Origin of the sequence: Micromonospora sp. DT47, assembly GCF_049844475.1 — a bacterium.
In the GTDB taxonomy this organism is placed as follows: domain Bacteria; phylum Actinomycetota; class Actinomycetes; order Mycobacteriales; family Micromonosporaceae; genus Micromonospora.
Window position 1 is genome coordinate 377,052 of the sequence record NZ_JBNCLC010000004.1, and the last position, 17,600, is coordinate 394,651.

Here is a 17,600-nt window from a genome sequence, read left to right on the forward strand (position 1 = left end):
TTTCACGCGCCGTCGTCGGCCTTGGCCTCGTCCGCCTCCTTGCCCAGCCGCGCCTCGACCGCCTGCGGCTCGTACATCTCCTCGACCACGCGCAGGTAGAGCTCGTTCGGGTTGGGCAGGTTCTTGATCTCGCGCAGCGCCTGCTCCTGACCGGCGGACTCCAGCACGAAGGTGCCGTAGTTGAGCGCCCGGCCGCTCGGGCTCTGCTCGTACTTCATGTCGGTGACCCGGACCAGCGGCATCATGGCCACCCGACGGGTGATGATGCCGTTGACCACCATGACCCGTTTGTTGGTCAGGATGAAGCGGTCGTACCACCAGTCGGCGACCCGCCAGGCCACCCAGCCCATCACCGCGAACCAGAGCAGCACCGCGACCGTGGTGAGCGCGCCGACGTCCTGCCCGGCGAGGAAGCCGGAGAGGTAGCCGAGGACGAAGGTCGCCGCGATGCCGACCACGATCGGGGTGAAGAGGTGGATCCAGTGCCGCTTCCACTCGCCCCGGTAGCGCTCGGTGGGGAAGAGGTAGCGGGCGACCAGTGAGCTGGGCTCGTCCTCCAGCGGCAGCACCCGGCGCGGGCCGAGCGGCATGCCGGAGGCGTCCACCCGCAGCCCGGCCAGCTCGTCCTCGGAGATCTGCGGCGACTGGTAGCCGGCCTCCGGGTCACGCACCCAGGCCCGCCCGGAGCGCCCCTCACCGGCGTAGGCCGGCCCGTCGCCGTAGCCGGCATCGTCCGACAGGGACGGCCCGTCGGAGAGACCCGCGCCGGAGCCGAAGCCGGGCCCGTCGTCGGGCCGGTATCTCGGGATGGGCTCGGTGTCGCGCTCCCGGCGCTCCCGATCGGGATCGTCCGGGTCGAAGGGGGGACCGGAGGGGCTGCCCATCGGCGGCTAGGCGACGAGGCTGGTGAAGAAGTCGCCGAAGCCCTGGGCGATGTCCATGATGCCGCCGCCGAGCGACTTGAAGACGTCCGCGGCGGAGTTCGGCCGGTACGCGACGAAGAAGATCAAGAACGCGATGCCGGCCCAGGTGAGGACCTTCTTGACCATAGCGGGCCATCCTCTCGCGCGGCGCCGGGTCCGTGTACCGCAGCGGCACCCAGAGTATCAGTACGGTATCGTAGAGTGAATATCTGCGTCTGCGCCCGTTGCCCCGACCGGCCCGGGAGGGTGTGTCACGCCCTTCCGTGCAGGTACGGGGATGGTGCGCCGTACACGAGCTCGGGCGGAGTCCACTCGGTGAGGTCGTGCAGGACGACATCTTCCGCGAGGAGGTGACCCGCGCTCGCCGGCCAGGCTATCGCATGGAGCCACATTCCCCGAGCCTCGCCGGCGTACGCGCTTCGATCCGTCGCGGAATTCACCAACCACAGTGGAGTCGGATGGCCACCGACCCGGATCCGGGCCGGCTCGACGTGCTCGGGCTGCCCCGCGGCGGGCGCGGTCAACGCCTCGACCAGCTCCGGCCCCGGGTCCGGCCCGGACATGCCGGCGAAGCGGGCACCCAGCCCGACCCCCGGCTCCTCGGCCACCAGGACCAGATCGGCCGGCCCGCCGCCGAGCGGCGCCGGCCCCGCGCAGGCCACCGCCGTGGCCCGGACGCCGGAGGCGTCGTCCCCGGCCCAGGCCACCCCGGTGACCGTCCAGCCCGGAGGGAGCGGCCAGGGGCACCACACCGGCAGGGTCCGCCGCTCGGACGCCTCGGTGGCGGCGACCCGGCCGACCACGCTCGCCACGATGTCCGCGTCGATGTGCTCCGGGACGTGCAGGGGCGCGACCGGTCCACACCGCGCGCACCGCGACTCGGCGTGCATCAGGTCCGGCAGCCGGACCGGACCGGCGCACCTCGGACAACTCACCACGACACTCACATCCCCACCGTGGCCCGGCGCCAACGGCGCGTCAAGCGGAGCCGCCGTTTCCCCCGCTGACGGTGGGTTCGGCCTCAGGCGGGCGGCGGGCCGGCGTACGCCCGGATCCAGGCGTGCATGGCGATGCCGCTGGCCACCCCGGCGTTGATCGACCGGGTGGAGCCGTACTGGGCGATCGAGAAAAGCTGGTCGCAGGCCGCCCGGGCCGGGTCGGAGAGACCGGGCCCCTCCTGGCCGAAGAGGAGCACGCAGCGCCGGGGCAGGGTGGTGGTCTCCAGCGGCCGGGAGCCCGGCAGGTTGTCGATGCCGACCACCGGCAGCTCCCGCTCTGCCGCCCACCCGACGAACTCCGCGATGGTCGGGTGGTGCCGGACGTGCTGGTAGCGGTCGGTCACCATGGCGCCACGCCGGTTCCACCGGCGCTGGCCGACGATGTGCACCTCCGCGGCGAGGAAGGCGTTGGCGTTGCGGACGACGGTGCCGATGTTGAAGTCGTGCTGCCAGTTCTCGATCGCCACGTGGAAGTCGTGCCGCCGCCGGTCCAGGTCCGCGACGACGGCCTCCCGCCGCCAGTACCGGTAGCGGTCGACCACGTTGCGCCGGTCGCCCCCGGCGAGCAGTTCCGGGTCGTACCGCGGGTCGTCCGGCGGGTCGCCGGGCCACGGGCCGACACCCACGTCGAGCTGGTCCTCGGTCACGGTCACAAGAGGGTACGGCCCGACCGGGCCGGCACCGCCCGGGCCCCCGCCGACGGTCCGCTCACCGCAGCCCCAGCGCCCCGCCCAGCCGGTCCAGGAACCGCTGGTCAGCGGGGGCGGGCGACAGGCTGATCGTCACCGGCCCACCGGTCGGGCCGGCCCGGCAGACCCGGGCGGCCACCGACTGCACCCACTGCCGGTACGCGGCCGAGTCCGCCGGGTCGGCCCGGCGATCCAGGATGCGCGCCGCGGCCCGGCAGGCGGCCAGGAGGTCCACCAGGTCGGTCAGCCGGTCGACCGGCGTCGAGGTGCCGTCGTGCCGGGCGTAGATCGCGGCCACCACGGCCCGGACCAGATCGCTGTCGAAGGCCCGGCCGGCGGCCACGGCGTCGAGGCCGGCGAGCCCGGCGGCCACGTCCCGGGGCGGCCGGCCCGGTCCGGGCGACGCGGCGGCCACCAGCACCCGGCCGGGCAGGGTGGTGAGCAGGTCCCACTCGGCGGCGGAGTAGACGGCGGTGGTCAACGGTGCGGCACGACGTCCGGCAGAGGGCGGCTCTCCGGCGAGGGAGTGGCTCATGGGGACCTCCGGCGCCAGCATATGACGCGGAGCACGGAAAGGGCCCCGTCCCACCGATACCGGGCGGGGCGGGGCCGGTTTCCGTCCGTACCGGTCGGGTCAGCGGGGCTCGGGGAAGCTGGGCCGCTCCGGGTCGACGCCATCGGGCACCGCCGCCGCGGCGTACTCCCGCTTGGGGACCATCACCTTGCGGCGGAAGACGCAGACCATGACGCCGTCCTGGTTGTAGCCGCGGGTCTCCACCGCGACCACGCCGCGGTCCGGCTTCGACCCGGACTCGCGCTTGTCCAGGACGGTGGTCTCGCCGTAGATGGTGTCGCCGTGGAAGGTCGGCGCGACGTGCCGCAGCGACTCGATCTCCAGGTTGGCGATCGCCTTGCCACTGACATCCGGCACCGACATGCCGAGGAGCAGCGAGTAGATGTAGTTGCCGACCACGACGTTGCGCTTGAACTGGCTCGCCGACTCGGCGTAGTGCGCGTCCATGTGCAACGGGTGGTGGTTCATGGTGAGCAGGCAGAAGAGGTGGTCGTCGTACTCGGTGACCGTCTTGCCCGGCCAGTGCCGGTAGACCGCGCCGACCTCGAACTCCTCGTAGTAGCGGCCGAACTGCATCCTTGTCCCCTTCGACGGGCGGCAATGGAGTTCGGCACAGCATGCCTTACCGATTGTTAAGGCGACGACGGGGGCGCGGGTGGTGAGGAAATGTCACACCGGCCACATCCGGGGGGAGACGCAATGAGCGGCGGGGCCCTCCCCGGCACCCGCCGCCCACGCTCTGATGTGGAAGATTCTGCCGTAGCCAGCGAGGGACGGACAGAGACGGGCGTCACAGTTACCTTTTTGTAACGTCACTTTGGGTGATGACAAGTCGGGCGATCGGCGATCTCTGCAGGTGGGATACCCGCTTGTCAAGGCTGAAGTTACCGATTCGTAGCGCACCATCGCGGCGATCTCCTTGGAAACGCTCCCATCACGGCTGGTCACGCAAATGCGTCGTGCACTTGCGGTCCACAGGGCGAGACCGACAGATTCCGCTCGATCGGCATGATCCCGATCCGGCAGGCCAGGCCCGGTTTCGGTGGGACCGGCCCGGGAATTCGGCAGCACCCGCCCTGGTTCCATGGGACGAGAGCAATCCGCGCTGATCGGAGAGAGCAATGGCAACGGTTGAGCTGACCACGGCCAACTTCGACGAGGTAACCGAGCGCGACGGCATCGTGCTGGTCGACTTCTGGGCCGAGTGGTGCGGTCCGTGCAAGCGGTTCGCCCCGGTCTACGAGCGCTCCTCGGAGAAACACCCGGAGATCGTCTTCGGCAAGGTCGACACCGAGGCCCAGCAGGAGCTCGGCGCGAAGTTCGACATCCGGTCCATCCCGACGATCATGGCGGTACGGGACGGCGTGATCGTCTTCGCCCAGCCGGGCGCGCTGCCCGAGTCGGCCCTGGAGAACCTGATCGAGCAGGTTCAGGCGCTCGACATGGCGGACGTCCGCAAGCAGCTGGCCGAACACAAGCACTGAGCACCGCCGAGGATGGCCGGACCCAGAGGGGCCCGGCCATCGTCGTGTCCGCTTGCACTCTTCTCGTACGCATGTTCGAATGAGGACCATGCGCTGGGAGAACCTCTCCGCTCCCCCGGACGAGGGGCATCCCGACGGGTCAGCGCCAGCGACGCCACCCCTGCCGCTGGCGCTGCCCGGCGCGATCGCCCGCACCTTCGACACCCCCGGCTTCGCCGGGATGACGTTCTACGAGGTGCGGGCCAAATCGATCATCAACCGGGTGTCCGGCGAGTCCCGTGTTCCCTTCGAGTGGACCATCAACCCGTACCGTGGCTGCAGCCATGCGTGTGTGTACTGCGTGGCCGGTGACACCCCGATCCTGATGGCGGACGGGCGGACGAAGCAGATCAGCGAGCTGGAGCCCGGCGATCGGATCTACGGGACCGAGCGGCGGGGCGCATACCGCCGTTACGTGGTCACCACGGTCCTCGACAAGTGGTCGACCACCAAGCCCGCCTACCGGGTCACCCTTGAGGACGGCACGACGCTCGTGGCCAGTGGCGACCACCGGTTCCTGTCCGAGCGGGGCTGGAAGTACGTCACGGGCACGATGCAGGGCATCGGTCAACGCCCCTACCTGACCACCGACAACCGCCTGATCGGCACCGGCCGTTTCGCGTCCGGCCCCAAGGACTCGACCGACTACCGGCGGGGCTATCTCTGCGGGATGATCCGTGGCAACGCGAAGCTCGGCACCTACCGCTATCCCCGAAGGGTGGTACACAGGTTCCGTCTCGCGCTCACCGACGAGGAGGCGCTGCAGCGCAGCGCACGATTCCTCTCCGACTTCGGCGTGGCAACCAGCCGCTTCTCGTTCGCGGCGGCGAGCGCCACCCGACGAGCCATGTCGGCGATCCGCACTTCCCGGCAGCGGGACATCGAAGCCATCACATCCCTGGTCGACTGGCCCGACGAGCCCGGCGACGACTGGCGGTTGGGCTTCCTCGCCGGGATCTTTGACGCCGAGGGAAGTTGCAGCCAGGGCGTCTTCCGGATCTGCCTCGCCGACGACGCGATCCTGGACCACATCTCCGAGGCCCTCGACCTCTTCGGCTTCCGTAGCGTGTTGGAGGGTCCCGGCCGGCCGAACCGGGTACGACAGATCCGTCTGACCGGCGGGCTTCCCGAGCGCCTGCGGTTCTTCCACCTCACCGACCCGGCCATCACCCGGAAGCGCTCCATCGAGGGAGCGGCGTTGAAGTGCCAGGCGGCGCTTCGGGTGACCGCCATCGAGCCCCTCGGGCTGGAGCTGCCGCTGTGGGACATCACCACGGGCACCGGCGACTTCATCGCCAACGGCGTGGTGAGCCACAACTGCTTTGCCCGCAACACCCACACCTATCTTGACCTCGACGCGGGATCCGACTTCGACCGGAAGGTGATCGTCAAGGTCAACGCCGGCGAGCTGGTCCGTCGTGAGCTGGCCGCTCCCCGCTGGCGCGGCGCGCACGTCGCGATGGGCACCAACGTGGACTGCTACCAGCGGGCCGAGGGCCGCTACCGGCTGATGCCACCGATCATCGAGGCACTGCGCGACTTCGCCAACCCGTTCTCCATCCTGACCAAGGGCACCCTGATCCTGCGGGACCTGCCGCTGCTGAGGCAGGCCGCCGAGGTGACCCGGGTCGGCGTGTCGTACTCGGTGGGGTTCGTCGACGAGGCGCTGTGGCGGGCGGTCGAGCCGGGCACGCCGAGCCCGCGGCGGCGGCTCGACGCGGTCCGGCAGCTGACCGACGCCGGCTTCGAGGTCGGCGTGCTGATGGCACCGATCCTGCCGGGCCTCAGCGACGGTGACGAGTCGATCGAGGCGACCGTGGCGGCGGTCGCCGCCGCCGGAGCGGTCAGCGTGACGCCGATGGCGCTGCACCTGCGTCCCGGCGCCCGCGCGTGGTACGCGCACTGGCTGGCCCGGGACTTCCCGCACCTGGTCCCCCGCTACCGCGAGCTCTACCGCTCCGGCGCGTACGCGCCGCAGGCGTACCAGCGGGAGCTGACCGCGCGGGTGCGGATCGCGGCCCGCCGGCACGGCCTGCACCGCGGCGAGCGCGGCGACAACCGGCGGCTGCCGGACCCACCGCCCCCACCGGCCGCCGAGCAGCTCTCGCTGCTCTAGCGGGTCCGGTCTACCCTGCCGGCCCCGGCTGTGTCGGGCGCTGGCCGACGGCGGCTGAGCGGCGGGGTTAGAGTCGGCCGGTGCGTACCGTTCAGCAGATCCTCGCCGACTCGGCCGTGATCGCCGTCGTGGGCGCGTCCCGCGACCCGCGCAAGGCCGCCCACAGCGTGCCGTTCCAGATGCAGCGGTACGGCTGGCGGATCATCCCGGTCAACCCGACAGTGGACGAGCTCTTCGGCGAGAAGGCGTACCCCTCGCTGGCCGACATCCCGCACCCGGTCGACCTGGTCGACGTCTTCCGGCCCGCGCGGGACGCGGTGCAGGTGGTCCGGGACGCGGCGGCGATCGGCGCGCCGGCGGTCTGGCTGCAACTGGGCATCGTCTCCGCCGAGGCCCGGCAGATCGCCGAGGAGGCCGGCATGGACTACGTCGAGGACCGCTGCCTGATCGTGGAACGCGCTGCCGGCAACCTCACCCGCCTCCCCTGACGGCAGCAGCGCCGGGGGTCGGCGATCCGTCGACGACATCAGGTTCATAGCGGCCGGAAAGCCGACGTCGACCGTGCCGCGTCAGCGGCGGCCGACGAGATGCCTGCCCGAGATCGTTGGAGGCCACGCCGTACCCTGCGCCCATGCCTCTGCTGCGGTCGGTCCGCGTCCCCTCGCTCGGTGACGGGCTCTGGTCGCGGCGGCTGCTCTCCCTCGCGACCGCCACGGCGGTGACGGCCCTGGTGGCGGCCACGCTGCTGCGGCTGCCCCGGCTCGACTACGACAGCATCAGCTGCGCCGTCTGGCTGATCATCGGGGCCCACCTGCTGTCGAAGCGGTGGTGGCCGCGGCGCGACGCCCGCCTGGTGTGGAACGTGCGGATCGCCGGTCGGGACGGGGTGGAGCCCGGCCTGGTGGCCCGGCGGTCGCTCGCCGGCTGGGTGGACCTGGTGGCGGACCTGGTATGGATGACGGCGATCGGGGTGGGCGTGATCGCCACGCTCCCCGACGACCCGCAGTGGGCCCGCATCGCGCGGGTGGTGCTCACGGTGGGCATCGCCGCCGGCACGGGTCGGATCGTCTACGACGAACTGCGGTTCACCGGCCGCGTGGCGCTCACCGCGAGCGGGATCCGGCACGGCCGCCGGCGGCACGACTGGACGAACATCGACCGGGTCACCCCGCACCGGCAGGACGGCCGGATCAACGGGGTACGGCTGCGGCCGGTGAAGTGGTTGTCGCTGGAGCCGGCGCCGGTGGTCGGCGGTCGGGACACGGCCGTGCCGGAGGCGCGGCTGGTGGCCGCGATCGAGCACTACCGGTCGCGGCCGGAGGTGCTGGCGGTGGGATTGCCGGTCACCGCACCGGAGCCGACCGTGGAGCCAGCCGGCGGGTGACCGGCGCACCGGTCAGAGCTTGTACTCCCTGAGCAGGCCGCGGGAGATGATGGTCTTCTGGATCTCCGAGGTGCCCTCGCCGATGAGCAGGAACGGGGCCTCCCGCATCAGCCGCTCGATCTCGTACTCCTTGGAGTAGCCGTAGCCGCCGTGGATGCGGAAGGCCTCCTGGACGACCTCGGCGCAGTATTCCGAGGCGAGCAGCTTGGCCATGCCGGCCTCGACGTCGTTGCGCTGGCCGGCGTCCTTGAGTCGGGCGGCGTTGACCATCAGCGAGTGCGCGGCCTCGATCTTGGTGCCCATCTCGGCGAGCTTGAAGGCGATGGCCTGGTGCTTGGCGAGCGGCTGGCCGAAGGTGCGGCGCTGCTGGGCGTACGCGACGGCCAACTCGAAGGCGCGGATGGAGATGCCGCAGGCGCGGGCGGCGACGTTGACCCGGCCGACCTCGATGCCGTCCATCATCTGGTAGAAGCCGCGGCCCACCTTGTCAGCCCCGCCGAGGACCGCCGACTCGGGGACGGTGACCCCGTCGAGCACCATCTCGGTGGTCTCGACGCCCTTGTAGCCCATCTTGTCGATCTTGCCGGGGATGGTCAGCCCGGGGGCGGTCTCGCCGAAGCCCGGCTCCTTCTCCAGCAGGAAGGTGCTCATGTTGCCGTAGACCGAGTCGGCGCCGGTGTCGGTCTTGACCAGAGTGGCCACCACCGAGGAGTACGCCCCGTTGGTCAGCCACATCTTCTGGCCGTTGAGCACGAAGCGGTCGCCGTCACGGACGGCCTTCGACTTGATCGCCGAGACGTCGGAGCCGCACTCCGGCTCGGACATCGAGAAGGCGCCGCGCACCTCGCCGGTGGCCATCTTCGGCAGCAGCCGGGCCTTCTGCTCGGCCGAGCCGTGCTGGGAGATCAGGTACGCCACGATGAAGTGAGTGTTGACGATGCCGGAGATCGACATCCAGCCCCGGGAGAGCTCCTCGACCACCAGGGCGTAGGTCAGCAGCGACTCGCCGAGCCCGCCGAACTCCTCGTCGATGGTGAGGCCGAACAGCCCCATCTCGCGCATCCCGTCGAGGATGTCGGTGGGGTACTCGTCGGCGTGCTCCAGCCGCTGGGCGTGCGGGATGATCTCCTTGTCGGCGAACTCCCGGACGGTTTCCAGGATCGACCGCTGCACATCGGTCAGGCCGGGCGTCTGGGCGAGTCGAGCCATCTCAGCCTCCGGGGGATCGGCGCCTTACTCGTGGGTAACTGAACGCTCGGTCAGTATCGGCCTCCCTGCCTGCCGCGCCAAGGTGACCGGTCCATACAACCGCTGTGAAAAGGTTCACCGCTACGGGTAGCGTCCGCAAGAGAGAGCGGCGTGGACCTGCGGCGGAGGGGGCGAACGGACGTGAGCTATCCACCACCGGGCGAGCCGGAGCAGCCACCGTCGCCGTACGAGCGGCCGCACGGCGAGTCGGACCGGCCCGGCGACCAGCAGCCCTGGGGACAGCAGCCCGAGCACCCGCAGTGGGGGCAGCAGCCGCCGTACCCGCCGCAGGGCCCGTACGGCCAGTACGGCCCGCCACCGGGCGGCGGGGGCACCAACGTGATGGCCATCCTGTCGCTGGTCTTCGCGTTCCTCTTCGCCCCGGCCGGCATCGTCCTGGGCCACCTGGCGAAACGGCAGATCAAGCGGACCGGCGAGGAGGGCGACCAGCTCGCCACCTGGGGCCTGATCCTCAGCTACATCTTCACGGTGATCGGCCTGCTGGCCTGCTGCGGCTGGCTCGGCTTCGCCATCTGGGCCGGCTCCGACAACGGCAGCACCTACTGACCCGTCAACGGAACTGCGCCTCGCGGACGCTGTTGCCGCCGTCCACCACCAGCATCTGACCGGTGATGTACGACGCGGCCGGGGAGCAGAGGAAGGCGATCGCCGCAGCCACCTCGTCCGGCGTGCCGGGGCGGCCGACCGGCGTGCCCAACCCCTGCTTGACCTCGGCCATCGTGGAGGCCGCGGTGTAGATGGTGCCGGGAGCCACCGCGTTGACGGTCACCCCGTCGGCGATCATCTCCATCGCCAGGGCCCGGGTCAGCCCGACCACCCCGGCCTTCGCCGCCGCGTACGCCGCCTCCGTGGGCAGGGCGTTGACCGGGCCGGCGGTCGCCGCCAGGTTGACGATCCGCCCCCAGCCCCGCTCCGACATGCAGCTGATGAAGGCCCGGCTGCACAGGAACGCGGTGGTCAGGTTCCGGTCGATCTCGCCGCGCCACTCGTCGTAGCTGAGCTGGGCCACCGGGCGCAGCACCTCCGGGCTGGCCCGGCTGGCCAGGCCGGCGTTGTTCACCAGCACCTCGACGTCGCCGAGCTGTTCGGTGACCGCGTCGGCGAGCGCGCCGACCTCCGACTCGTCGGTCAGGTCGGCGACGAAGCCGGTCACGCCGAGCTCGCCGGCCCGTTCGTGGATCCGTCGGGTGGTGGAGACGATCGCGACCCGGGCGCCCAGGTCGGCCAGCCGGCGGGCCGTCGCGTACCCGATGCCGTCCGGGCTGCCCGCCCCGGTGACCAGGGCGACCCTGCCGTCCAGCCGCATGGTCACCGGCTCGGCCACCGGCGCCGGCTCGTCCTGGCCGTCCGGGCCGGCGGTGGTGGCGCGGGTGCGCCGGGCCAGCCCGGGACGGGTCACGTCCCGCCTCGGTCTGCTGCCGGAACGGTCGGCGCCGCGCGCGTCGATAGCCATGCCGCGATCCTGCCCGCTCGAGGCGGCCCGGGCAATGCGGCACCACGGGGACACCGCGTCTGGCTGGTCCTGGCTACCCTGACGGCGCACCCACACTCGACGGAGAAGCCTAATGACCTATCCCCCACCCCCTGGCGGTTGGCACGACCCGGCGGCCGACCCGACCCTGCCGGTCAGCGGCCAGCCGATCCCCGCCCAACCGACCGGCAAGGACCCGTACGCCCCGTACGCCGGATCGCCGGCCGCCCCCGTCGACCCGTACGCCGCCGCGGCGGCGTACGGGACACCGGGATACCCCCCGCCGGGCTATCCCGGGTACGGCTACCCGGCCGCGCCGAAGACGAACAGCATGGCGATCGCCGCCCTGGTGCTGTCGCTGGTCGGCATCGCCTCGTGCATCACCGCGCCGGTGGGCGCGATCCTCGGCCACGTGGCCCGCAAGCAGATCCGGGAGACCGGCGAGGGCGGCGAGGGCATGGCGAAGGCCGCCATCATCGTGGGCTGGATCCTCACCGGCCTGTTGGTGCTGCTGATCGCCTTCTACGTGGTGATCATCGTGCTGGCGTTCGCCGACTCGTCCAGCGGCAGCAGCAATTGACGCGAAAGGGCCGTCCCGACTCCCCGGGACGGCCCCTGCGCCGCCCCTCGCCGGGGCGGCGCGCGCCGCTCACTCCGAGGGCGGGGTGAAGGTGGAGGTGCGGCTCATCCCGGCGGCGCGCCCCTTGGCCGCGATCACCAGGGCCATCTTCCGGGAGGCCTCGTCGATCATCTCGTCGCCGAGCATCACCGCGCCGAGCTTGCCGCCCGCCTCCGAGGTGTAGTGCTCGTACGCGTCGAGGATCAGCTCGGCGTGGTCGTAGTCGGCCTGGGCCGGCTGGTAGACCTCGTTGGCCGCGTCGATCTGGCCGGGGTGCAGCACCCACTTGCCGTCGAAGCCGAGCGCCGCCGAGCGCTTCGCCACCTCGCGGAACGCGTCCACGTCACGGATCTGCAGGAACGGGCCGTCAATGGCCTGCTTGTCGTGCATCCGGGCAGCCATCAGGATCCGCATCAGGATGTAGTGGTACGGGTCGCCCGGGTAGTCCGGGATCAGCGCGCCGACCACCAGCGACCTCATGTTGATCGAGGCCATGAAGTCGGCCGGGCCGAAGATGATGGTCTCCACCCGCGGCGAGGCGGCCGCGATCGCGTCGACGTTGACCAGGCCGGCGGCGTTCTCGATCTGCGCCTCGATGCCGATCCGGCCGACCTCCAGGCCGAGAGTCTTCTCGATCTGGGTGAGCGTCAGGTCCAGCCACTGCACCTGGGCGGCGTTCTGCACCTTCGGCAGCATGATGCAGTCCAGGTTGGCGCCGGCGCCCTCGACCACCTCGATCACGTCCCGGTAGGTCCACGGGGTGGTCAGGTCGTTGACCCGGACCACCCGGGTCTTGCCGGCCCAGTCGCCCTCGTTGAGCGCGGCGACGATGTTCTTGCGCGCGTCCGGCTTCGCCAGCGGGGCGACCGCGTCCTCCAGGTCGAGGAAGACCTGGTCGGCGGGGAGGCCCTGGGCCTTGCCGAGCATCTTGACGCTGGAACCCGGCACGGCGAGGCAGGACCGGCGGGGGCGCCCAACTGCGGCCATCGAATGCGCTCCTTCCAGCGTCCGACGGGCACACCGGCGGACTTAACGATCCCAAAGGTCTTTGTGACGTCACGGTAACCTCGTGCCGTGACCGAGGTGAATGGACCTGTGGAAGATCTCACTGAGCGTCGACTGGTGGTGGTGACCGGGGCCAGCTCCGGCATCGGGCTCGCCGCCGCCGTCGACCTCGCCCGCCGGGGTGACCAGGTGGTACTGGTCGGGCGGGACCCGGCCCGGCTGCAGTCCGCCGGGGACCAGGTCCGCGAGGTCGCCGGCGAGCGACCCGAACTGTTCCGGGCCGACTTCGCGGTGCTCGACGACGTCCGCCGGCTCGCGGAGCGGCTGCGGGCCGCGTACGACCGGATCGACGTGCTCGCCAACAACGCCGGCGCGATCGTGTTGCAGCCGCTCACCACCGTGGACGGTTTCGAGCTCTCCATCCAGGCCAACCACCTGGCCCCGTTCCTGCTCAGCAACCTGCTGCGGGACCGGATCGGCCGGATGGTGGTCACCGCGTCCGGCGCGCACCGCAGCGGCAGGCTCGACCCGGACGACCTCAACGCCTCGCTGCGCCGCTACCGGCCGATGCGCGCGTACGGCACCAGCAAGCAGGCGAACATCCTCTTCACCGCCGAGGCGGCCCGGCGCTGGCCGGAGATCCCGGCGCACTCCTTCCACCCGGGGGTGGTGCGGACCCGGTTCGGCAACGACAGCCGGCTGGTCGCCCTCGGCATGCGGCTGCTGCCGTTCCGCAGCCCCGAGAAGGGCGCGGAGACGCTGGTCTGGCTCGCCAACCAGGACCCGTCCCGCCTGGTCGACGGCGGCTACTACGCCGACCGGCGACCGCGCCGACCGCTGAGCAAGGCCACCGACCCGCAGCTCGCCACCCGACTCTGGACGGCCAGCGCCAAGGCCGTCGGCATCGACGGGTGACGGGTTTACCGGTGGCGTCCGGCCGCGGCCAGCTGCCACACTCCGCGCCATGACCACGGAAAACGGCACTGGGGCCGGCGCCGTCGACACGGTCCGGGCCGACGGCGCAATCCTGCACGTGGGCGGCGCGGACGCGGAGCTGGAGGCCCGGATCGGGCGGGAGCTGACCGCGTTCAACAACGCCGCGACCGGGGCCGACGACGAGGCCGACCTCTCGGTAGGGGTCACCGACGCCGACGGCGAGCTCGTCGGCGGGCTGACCGGCTGGACCTGGGGCGGCCGCGCCGGGCTCAACACGATGTGGGTCCGCGCGGACCGCCGACACCAGGGCTGGGGCGGGCGGATGCTGCGGGCCGCCGAGGAGGAGGCCCGCTGCCGGGGCTGCACCGAGATCTCGGTGTCCTCCTTTTCGTTCCAGGCGCCCGGCTTCTACCGGCGGCACGGCTACTCCGACACCGGCATCCGCGACGGCATCCCCGGCGGCCACGTCGACCACCACTTCTGGAAGTCGCTGGTCGACGACCCCGCCGCCGCGCTGCGCTTGGTTGCGCTGGTCGAGCTGGCCACCGACGCGGTCGAGGCCGGTCAGCGGTACGAGGACCAGGTGCTCGCCCTGCTCGGGCGGCACGGCGGACGGCTGGAGCGGCGACTGCGTACCGGCGACGGGCGACGCGAGGTGCACGTGATCCGGTTCGCCTCCCGTGCCGGCTACGAGTCGTTCCTTGCCGACCCGGAGCGGGCCGCGCTGCGCGCCGCCCTCGGCGACGCCGCCCCGGCCGCCGAGGTGTTGGAGGTGTCCGAGGCCTGAGCTGACGTCCGGCCCCCCCACCCGGATCAGGCCAGAGCACCGCCGTCGGCGTACCAGAAGGAGAAGGGGCGCAGAGCGTCAGCGATCACCGCGCGCATCGCCTCCCGGCCCGGCGGCGGTGCGGCGAAGTGGTCGGCGGCGGCGTACCAGGGCATGGCCCTGACGCCGAGGTCCAGCTGCAGGGAGAGCGCCCGGAGGTAGTTGACCGCGTTGAGGCGGGCGTGGGCGCGCGGATCGAGGTCATGGCGGTGGCGCACCGCCGACAGCTCCCGCAGCGGGGCGAGGGCCCGCTCGAGCCGGCCGGCGGGCAGGTCACCGCGGTGCAGCAGTGTCACCGTCGCGTACGCCAGGCGCTCGTCCTCGGAGAGCAGCAGGGTGGTGCCAGCGGTGTCGACCAACCGTGCCGGGAGCGCGTCGAGGAGCCGGCCGGCAGCGGCGGTGTCGACATGACGGCTGCGAGCGAGGGAGGCGATGACATCGGCGGCATGGGCGGGCGCGTGCGCCACGCCTCGCCCGGTGTCCACCACGCCTCGCAGATCGCGTTCGGCCGAGAACCAGTCGAGAGAGGCGTTCAGCCACTGGGTCATCGTCTCGCCGTCCACGATCTCGGCCACGATGTCGCGTTCGATCACCAGGCCGAGGACCAACGCGGCGAAGCTGCGCCCGAACACGCTGTCCGTACCGACCTCGCCCAGCCCCCGGCCCATCGCGGCGACCAGTCGGTCGCCCAACCCGACCAGGTCGGCGTCGCACACCCCGTTGAGCACCCAAGGCTTGATCTTGGAAGGGTCGGGCGCGCAGGCTCGATGGCATGGACTTCGATCCCATGGCCACCGCCCGCCGGGCGTTGTGGATCGGCGGCGCGCAGTGGGCCGGCAAGACGACTCTCGCGGCCACCCTGGCCCTGCGGTACGGGCTGACCGCGTACCTCTACGACCGGCGCGACGCCCGGGCGCACGAGGACCGCGACGAGCTGCTCGCGGCCGACACCGTGGCGCCGGCTCGGGAGCTGGGGGTACGGGTGATCGAGGTGGACGGCAGCCGGGACGCCGAAGGGATCGCCGGGCTGGTGGCCGAGCACCTCGCGGCCTACCTGTGAGCCTCACTCGGCTAGGTGCACCGGCACGCTGGTGACCACCACGCCGGGCAGGGCGCGCAGGGCCTTGCGCAACCGCTGCCCGGCCCGGCTGTGCAGCGGCCGGTGCCAAGGGCGGCGCAGCACCACCTCCGGCACGATCACGGTCAGCGTCAGATCCGTCCGGGAGGCGTGCAGCGCCTCCAGGTAGTGCGCCAGCGGCCCGATCACGACCCGGTACGGCGACACGATCGTCTCCAGCCGCACGTGGTCGCCCCAGGCCCGCCACTGCTCCCGGAACCGGTCGGCTTCCTCCTCCTCAGGCGCGATGTGCACGGCCAGCGTCGGCTGCCCCAGCGAGGCCGCGTACGCCAGGGCGCGCAGCGACGCCCGGTTCAGCCGGGCGACCGGCACGACCACCAGGTGGCGTACCTCCTGGGGCAGCTCCTCGCCCTCGGCGGGCGCTGCCCCCGGCGCGGACCCCGACGGCCGCGGCGCGGGCCCGGCGTCGGGCGGCGGGCGCAGCGCCAGTGCCCGGTGCAGCGTGGCGTAGTGCTGTTGGATCCGGCGGGCGAGCAGCACCAGCAGGGGCACCGCGAGCACCACCACCCAGGCGCCCTCGGTGAACTTCCCGATCCCGGCGGTCAGCAGGACCACCCCGGACATGGTGGCGCCGACCGCGTTGATGACCAGCCGACGCTGCCAACCCGGCCCGCGCCGACGTCGCCAGTGCACCACCATGCCGGCCTGGGAGAGGGTGAACGCCAGGAACACGCCCACCGCGAAGAGCGGGATCAGCGCCTCGGTGTTGCCACCGAAGGCGACGAAGATGACCGCTGCCGCGACGGCGAGCGCCACCAGCCCGTTGCTGAACGCCAGCCGGTCCCCCATGTGCAGGAAGCGGCGGGGCGCGTGACCCTGCCGGGCCATGAAGAAGAGCAGCCGGGGGAAGTCGTTGAAGGCGGTGTTGGCGGCCAGCAGCAGGATCAGCGCGGTGGTGGCTTGGAGCAGGGCGTACCAGGGGCCGGTGGGGAAGGTGACCCGGCCGAGCTGGGAGAGCAGGGTCTCCCCCGGCCGGGGCACCAGGCCGTCCATGTGGATCAGGACGACCAGCCCGACGAAGAGCAGCACCAGCATGGAGACCATCCAGCTGAGCGTGGTGCGGGCGTTGCGCCACTCGATGGGCCGGCGCCGGAAGGCCGGCACCGCGTTCGACACCGCCTCGATGCCGGTCATCGACACCGCGCCGGAGGCGAACGCGCGCAGCACCAGCAGCAGCCCGAGGCCCTCGACGGCCGGCACCGGCGGCGGCGGCACCGGCGCGAAGCCCCGGCCCGCCACGCGCAGGTAGCCGACCACCAGCAGCGCGAGGACCGCGACCACGAAGGCGTACGTCGGCAACACGAAGATGTTGCCGGCGGTACGGACGCCGCGCAGGTTTCCGGCCAGCAGCAGGGCGATCGCCAGCACGCCGAGCGGCACGGTGGCCGGCGCCAGCCCGGGCAGCGCCGAGGTGACCGCGTGCACGCCGGCCGCCACCGACACCGACACGGTCAGCACGTAGTCGAGCATCAGGCCGGCGGCCGCCGCGAGTCCGGGCGTGGCGCCGAGGTTGTCGCTGGCCACGATGTACGAGCCGGCGCCGTGCGGATAGGCCGGGATGGTCTGCCGGTACGACAGCCCGACCGCGATCATCAGCACCACCAGCACGGCGGCCAGCGGCAGTGAGAGTCCCAGCGAGCCGCTGCCGGCCAGCGCCAGCACGGTCAGCATCGCCTCCGGCCCGTACGCCACCGAGCTGAGCAGGTCCGAGGAGAGGATCGGTAGGGCGACAATCTTGCGCATCCGCTCGTACAGCACGGCGGTGCTGCTCAGCGGCGGGCCGAAGAGCACCCGGCGGAGGCGGGTGAGGGCGCGCCCCAGCCGGGAGCCGGGCAGGTTCGCCGGCTCGGCGGCGACCAGCTCGTCCGGCTCCTCGACCGTGAACATCTCGATCGGCGCGAGGCGGCCAAAGCGGGTCGGCGCCGGCCGACGCCGGTTTCGACCCAGGGTTGGGTCCACGGGCAGCTCGTCCCCGCCCGGGCAGCGCGGTGTCTGCCACCGGTCGCCGATCCGGGTCAGCGCGGCCAGCTCGTCCGGGTCGAGCGGGGGGAACTCGGCCGAGGGCGTGACGACGGTGCCACGCTTGGCCTCGTCGTCGTCGCCTCCGCTCCGGCGCCCCATCCCACCCC

Annotated in this window: 20 protein-coding genes; 9 read left to right on the forward strand and 11 right to left on the reverse strand. The window is 72.0% G+C overall.

From position 1 onward, the window contains the following. Nucleotides 1-2: 2 nt before the first annotated feature. The 6 genes from ACLQ2U_RS08920 to ACLQ2U_RS08945 all read right to left on the reverse strand — a co-directional run bounded on the left by ACLQ2U_RS08920 (nucleotide 3) and on the right by ACLQ2U_RS08945 (nucleotide 3,760). Nucleotides 3-884: a PH domain-containing protein gene (locus ACLQ2U_RS08920; protein ID WP_425750069.1), complete on the reverse strand. Its 882-nt coding sequence runs from the start codon at nucleotides 882-884 to the stop codon at nucleotides 3-5. 6 nt (nucleotides 885-890) lie between these two features. Then, a complete protein-coding gene (locus ACLQ2U_RS08925) occupies nucleotides 891-1,049 on the reverse strand; it encodes a hypothetical protein (protein WP_007455302.1) in 159 nt (52 codons plus the stop codon). 125 nt (nucleotides 1,050-1,174) lie between these two features. Continuing rightward, a complete protein-coding gene (locus ACLQ2U_RS08930) occupies nucleotides 1,175-1,870 on the reverse strand; it encodes a DUF6758 family protein (RefSeq protein WP_425750070.1) in 696 nt (231 codons plus the stop codon). 74 nt (nucleotides 1,871-1,944) lie between these two features. After that, on the reverse strand, nucleotides 1,945-2,568 hold the full coding sequence (locus ACLQ2U_RS08935) for a TrmH family RNA methyltransferase (RefSeq protein ID WP_425750071.1): 624 nt from the start codon (nucleotides 2,566-2,568) through the stop codon (nucleotides 1,945-1,947). 61 nt (nucleotides 2,569-2,629) lie between these two features. Then, nucleotides 2,630-3,166 carry a hypothetical protein gene (locus tag ACLQ2U_RS08940; protein ID WP_425750072.1) on the reverse strand — a complete coding sequence of 179 codons (537 nt, stop codon included), beginning with the start codon at nucleotides 3,164-3,166 and terminating at the stop codon, nucleotides 2,630-2,632. 78 nt (nucleotides 3,167-3,244) lie between these two features. Continuing rightward, the gene (locus ACLQ2U_RS08945) at nucleotides 3,245-3,760 is read right to left on the reverse strand and encodes a MaoC family dehydratase (RefSeq protein WP_425750073.1); all 516 of its coding nucleotides are present in this window, start codon (nucleotides 3,758-3,760) and stop codon (nucleotides 3,245-3,247) included. 545 nt (nucleotides 3,761-4,305) lie between these two features. Here ACLQ2U_RS08945 and trxA point away from each other — a divergent pair. The 4 genes from trxA to ACLQ2U_RS08965 all read left to right on the forward strand — a co-directional run bounded on the left by trxA (nucleotide 4,306) and on the right by ACLQ2U_RS08965 (nucleotide 8,207). Continuing rightward, complete coding sequence (trxA, locus tag ACLQ2U_RS08950; RefSeq protein WP_425750074.1) at nucleotides 4,306-4,668, forward strand: thioredoxin; 363 nt, start codon at nucleotides 4,306-4,308, stop codon at nucleotides 4,666-4,668. Between the two features lie 88 nt (nucleotides 4,669-4,756). Further along, the gene (locus ACLQ2U_RS08955; RefSeq protein ID WP_425750147.1) at nucleotides 4,757-6,823 is read left to right on the forward strand and encodes an intein-containing Rv2578c family radical SAM protein; all 2,067 of its coding nucleotides are present in this window, start codon (nucleotides 4,757-4,759) and stop codon (nucleotides 6,821-6,823) included. A gap of 80 nt (nucleotides 6,824-6,903) precedes the next feature. Next, complete coding sequence (locus ACLQ2U_RS08960) at nucleotides 6,904-7,311, forward strand: CoA-binding protein (RefSeq protein WP_425750075.1); 408 nt, start codon at nucleotides 6,904-6,906, stop codon at nucleotides 7,309-7,311. 143 nt (nucleotides 7,312-7,454) lie between these two features. After that, nucleotides 7,455-8,207: a hypothetical protein gene (locus tag ACLQ2U_RS08965; protein WP_425750076.1), complete on the forward strand. Its 753-nt coding sequence runs from the start codon at nucleotides 7,455-7,457 to the stop codon at nucleotides 8,205-8,207. Nucleotides 8,208-8,219: 12 nt separating this feature from the next. On the opposite strand, the gene ACLQ2U_RS08970 is transcribed toward ACLQ2U_RS08965, so the two are convergent. Continuing rightward, entirely contained in the window at nucleotides 8,220-9,416 is a 1,197-nt protein-coding gene (locus tag ACLQ2U_RS08970; protein ID WP_425750077.1) for an acyl-CoA dehydrogenase family protein, read from the reverse strand. Nucleotides 9,417-9,596: 180 nt separating this feature from the next. Here ACLQ2U_RS08970 and ACLQ2U_RS08975 point away from each other — a divergent pair, with 180 nt between their 5' ends. After that, nucleotides 9,597-10,022, forward strand: a complete 426-nt coding sequence (locus ACLQ2U_RS08975) for a DUF4190 domain-containing protein (protein WP_425750078.1) — start codon at nucleotides 9,597-9,599, stop codon at nucleotides 10,020-10,022. Nucleotides 10,023-10,026: 4 nt separating this feature from the next. Here ACLQ2U_RS08975 and ACLQ2U_RS08980 read toward each other — a convergent pair whose 3' ends face one another. Continuing rightward, on the reverse strand, nucleotides 10,027-10,929 hold the full coding sequence (locus tag ACLQ2U_RS08980; RefSeq protein WP_425750079.1) for an SDR family NAD(P)-dependent oxidoreductase: 903 nt from the start codon (nucleotides 10,927-10,929) through the stop codon (nucleotides 10,027-10,029). Nucleotides 10,930-11,041: 112 nt separating this feature from the next. Between ACLQ2U_RS08980 and ACLQ2U_RS08985 the strand changes: the two genes are divergently transcribed. Then, on the forward strand, nucleotides 11,042-11,527 hold the full coding sequence (locus ACLQ2U_RS08985) for a DUF4190 domain-containing protein (protein WP_425750080.1): 486 nt from the start codon (nucleotides 11,042-11,044) through the stop codon (nucleotides 11,525-11,527). Between the two features lie 69 nt (nucleotides 11,528-11,596). Here the strand turns inward: ACLQ2U_RS08985 and ACLQ2U_RS08990 are convergent, their stop codons facing one another. Continuing rightward, entirely contained in the window at nucleotides 11,597-12,553 is a 957-nt protein-coding gene (locus ACLQ2U_RS08990; RefSeq protein ID WP_425750081.1) for an HpcH/HpaI aldolase/citrate lyase family protein, read from the reverse strand. A gap of 108 nt (nucleotides 12,554-12,661) precedes the next feature. On the opposite strand from ACLQ2U_RS08990, the gene ACLQ2U_RS08995 reads away from it, so the two are divergent. Both ACLQ2U_RS08995 and ACLQ2U_RS09000 read left to right on the forward strand, forming a co-directional pair. Further along, complete coding sequence (locus tag ACLQ2U_RS08995; protein WP_425750148.1) at nucleotides 12,662-13,486, forward strand: SDR family NAD(P)-dependent oxidoreductase; 825 nt, start codon at nucleotides 12,662-12,664, stop codon at nucleotides 13,484-13,486. Between the two features lie 49 nt (nucleotides 13,487-13,535). Then, complete coding sequence (locus ACLQ2U_RS09000) at nucleotides 13,536-14,294, forward strand: GNAT family N-acetyltransferase (RefSeq protein WP_425750082.1); 759 nt, start codon at nucleotides 13,536-13,538, stop codon at nucleotides 14,292-14,294. A 26-nt stretch (nucleotides 14,295-14,320) separates the two neighbouring features. Here ACLQ2U_RS09000 and ACLQ2U_RS09005 read toward each other — a convergent pair whose 3' ends face one another. Next, the gene (locus tag ACLQ2U_RS09005) at nucleotides 14,321-15,061 is read right to left on the reverse strand and encodes a DUF2785 domain-containing protein (RefSeq protein WP_425750083.1); all 741 of its coding nucleotides are present in this window, start codon (nucleotides 15,059-15,061) and stop codon (nucleotides 14,321-14,323) included. 44 nt (nucleotides 15,062-15,105) lie between these two features. Here ACLQ2U_RS09005 and ACLQ2U_RS09010 point away from each other — a divergent pair, with 44 nt between their 5' ends. Further along, nucleotides 15,106-15,393 carry a hypothetical protein gene (locus ACLQ2U_RS09010; RefSeq protein ID WP_425750084.1) on the forward strand — a complete coding sequence of 96 codons (288 nt, stop codon included), beginning with the start codon at nucleotides 15,106-15,108 and terminating at the stop codon, nucleotides 15,391-15,393. 3 nt (nucleotides 15,394-15,396) lie between these two features. Here ACLQ2U_RS09010 and ACLQ2U_RS09015 read toward each other — a convergent pair whose 3' ends face one another. Beyond that, on the reverse strand, nucleotides 15,397-17,592 hold the full coding sequence (locus tag ACLQ2U_RS09015) for an amino acid permease (protein WP_425750085.1): 2,196 nt from the start codon (nucleotides 17,590-17,592) through the stop codon (nucleotides 15,397-15,399). Nucleotides 17,593-17,600: the final 8 nt, after the last annotated feature.

What these genes read in the sequence shown, in the direction of transcription:
- ACLQ2U_RS08920 (WP_425750069.1), bottom strand. Translation starts at nt 884, where the DNA reads ATGGGCAGCCCCTCCGGTCCCCCCTTCGACCCGGACGATCCCGATCGG.
- ACLQ2U_RS08925 (WP_007455302.1), bottom strand. Translation starts at nt 1,049, where the DNA reads ATGGTCAAGAAGGTCCTCACCTGGGCCGGCATCGCGTTCTTGATCTTC.
- ACLQ2U_RS08940 (WP_425750072.1), bottom strand. Translation starts at nt 3,166, where the DNA reads ATGCTGGCGCCGGAGGTCCCCATGAGCCACTCCCTCGCCGGAGAGCCG.
- ACLQ2U_RS08945 (WP_425750073.1), bottom strand. Translation starts at nt 3,760, where the DNA reads ATGCAGTTCGGCCGCTACTACGAGGAGTTCGAGGTCGGCGCGGTCTAC.
- trxA (WP_425750074.1), top strand. Translation starts at nt 4,306, where the DNA reads ATGGCAACGGTTGAGCTGACCACGGCCAACTTCGACGAGGTAACCGAG.
- ACLQ2U_RS08955 (WP_425750147.1), top strand. Translation starts at nt 4,757, where the DNA reads ATGCGCTGGGAGAACCTCTCCGCTCCCCCGGACGAGGGGCATCCCGAC.
- ACLQ2U_RS08965 (WP_425750076.1), top strand. Translation starts at nt 7,455, where the DNA reads ATGCCTCTGCTGCGGTCGGTCCGCGTCCCCTCGCTCGGTGACGGGCTC.
- ACLQ2U_RS08970 (WP_425750077.1), bottom strand. Translation starts at nt 9,416, where the DNA reads ATGGCTCGACTCGCCCAGACGCCCGGCCTGACCGATGTGCAGCGGTCG.
- ACLQ2U_RS08980 (WP_425750079.1), bottom strand. Translation starts at nt 10,929, where the DNA reads ATGGCTATCGACGCGCGCGGCGCCGACCGTTCCGGCAGCAGACCGAGG.
- ACLQ2U_RS08985 (WP_425750080.1), top strand. Translation starts at nt 11,042, where the DNA reads ATGACCTATCCCCCACCCCCTGGCGGTTGGCACGACCCGGCGGCCGAC.
- ACLQ2U_RS08990 (WP_425750081.1), bottom strand. Translation starts at nt 12,553, where the DNA reads ATGGCCGCAGTTGGGCGCCCCCGCCGGTCCTGCCTCGCCGTGCCGGGT.
- ACLQ2U_RS09000 (WP_425750082.1), top strand. Translation starts at nt 13,536, where the DNA reads ATGACCACGGAAAACGGCACTGGGGCCGGCGCCGTCGACACGGTCCGG.
- ACLQ2U_RS09010 (WP_425750084.1), top strand. Translation starts at nt 15,106, where the DNA reads ATGGACTTCGATCCCATGGCCACCGCCCGCCGGGCGTTGTGGATCGGC.
- ACLQ2U_RS09015 (WP_425750085.1), bottom strand. Translation starts at nt 17,592, where the DNA reads ATGGGGCGCCGGAGCGGAGGCGACGACGACGAGGCCAAGCGTGGCACC.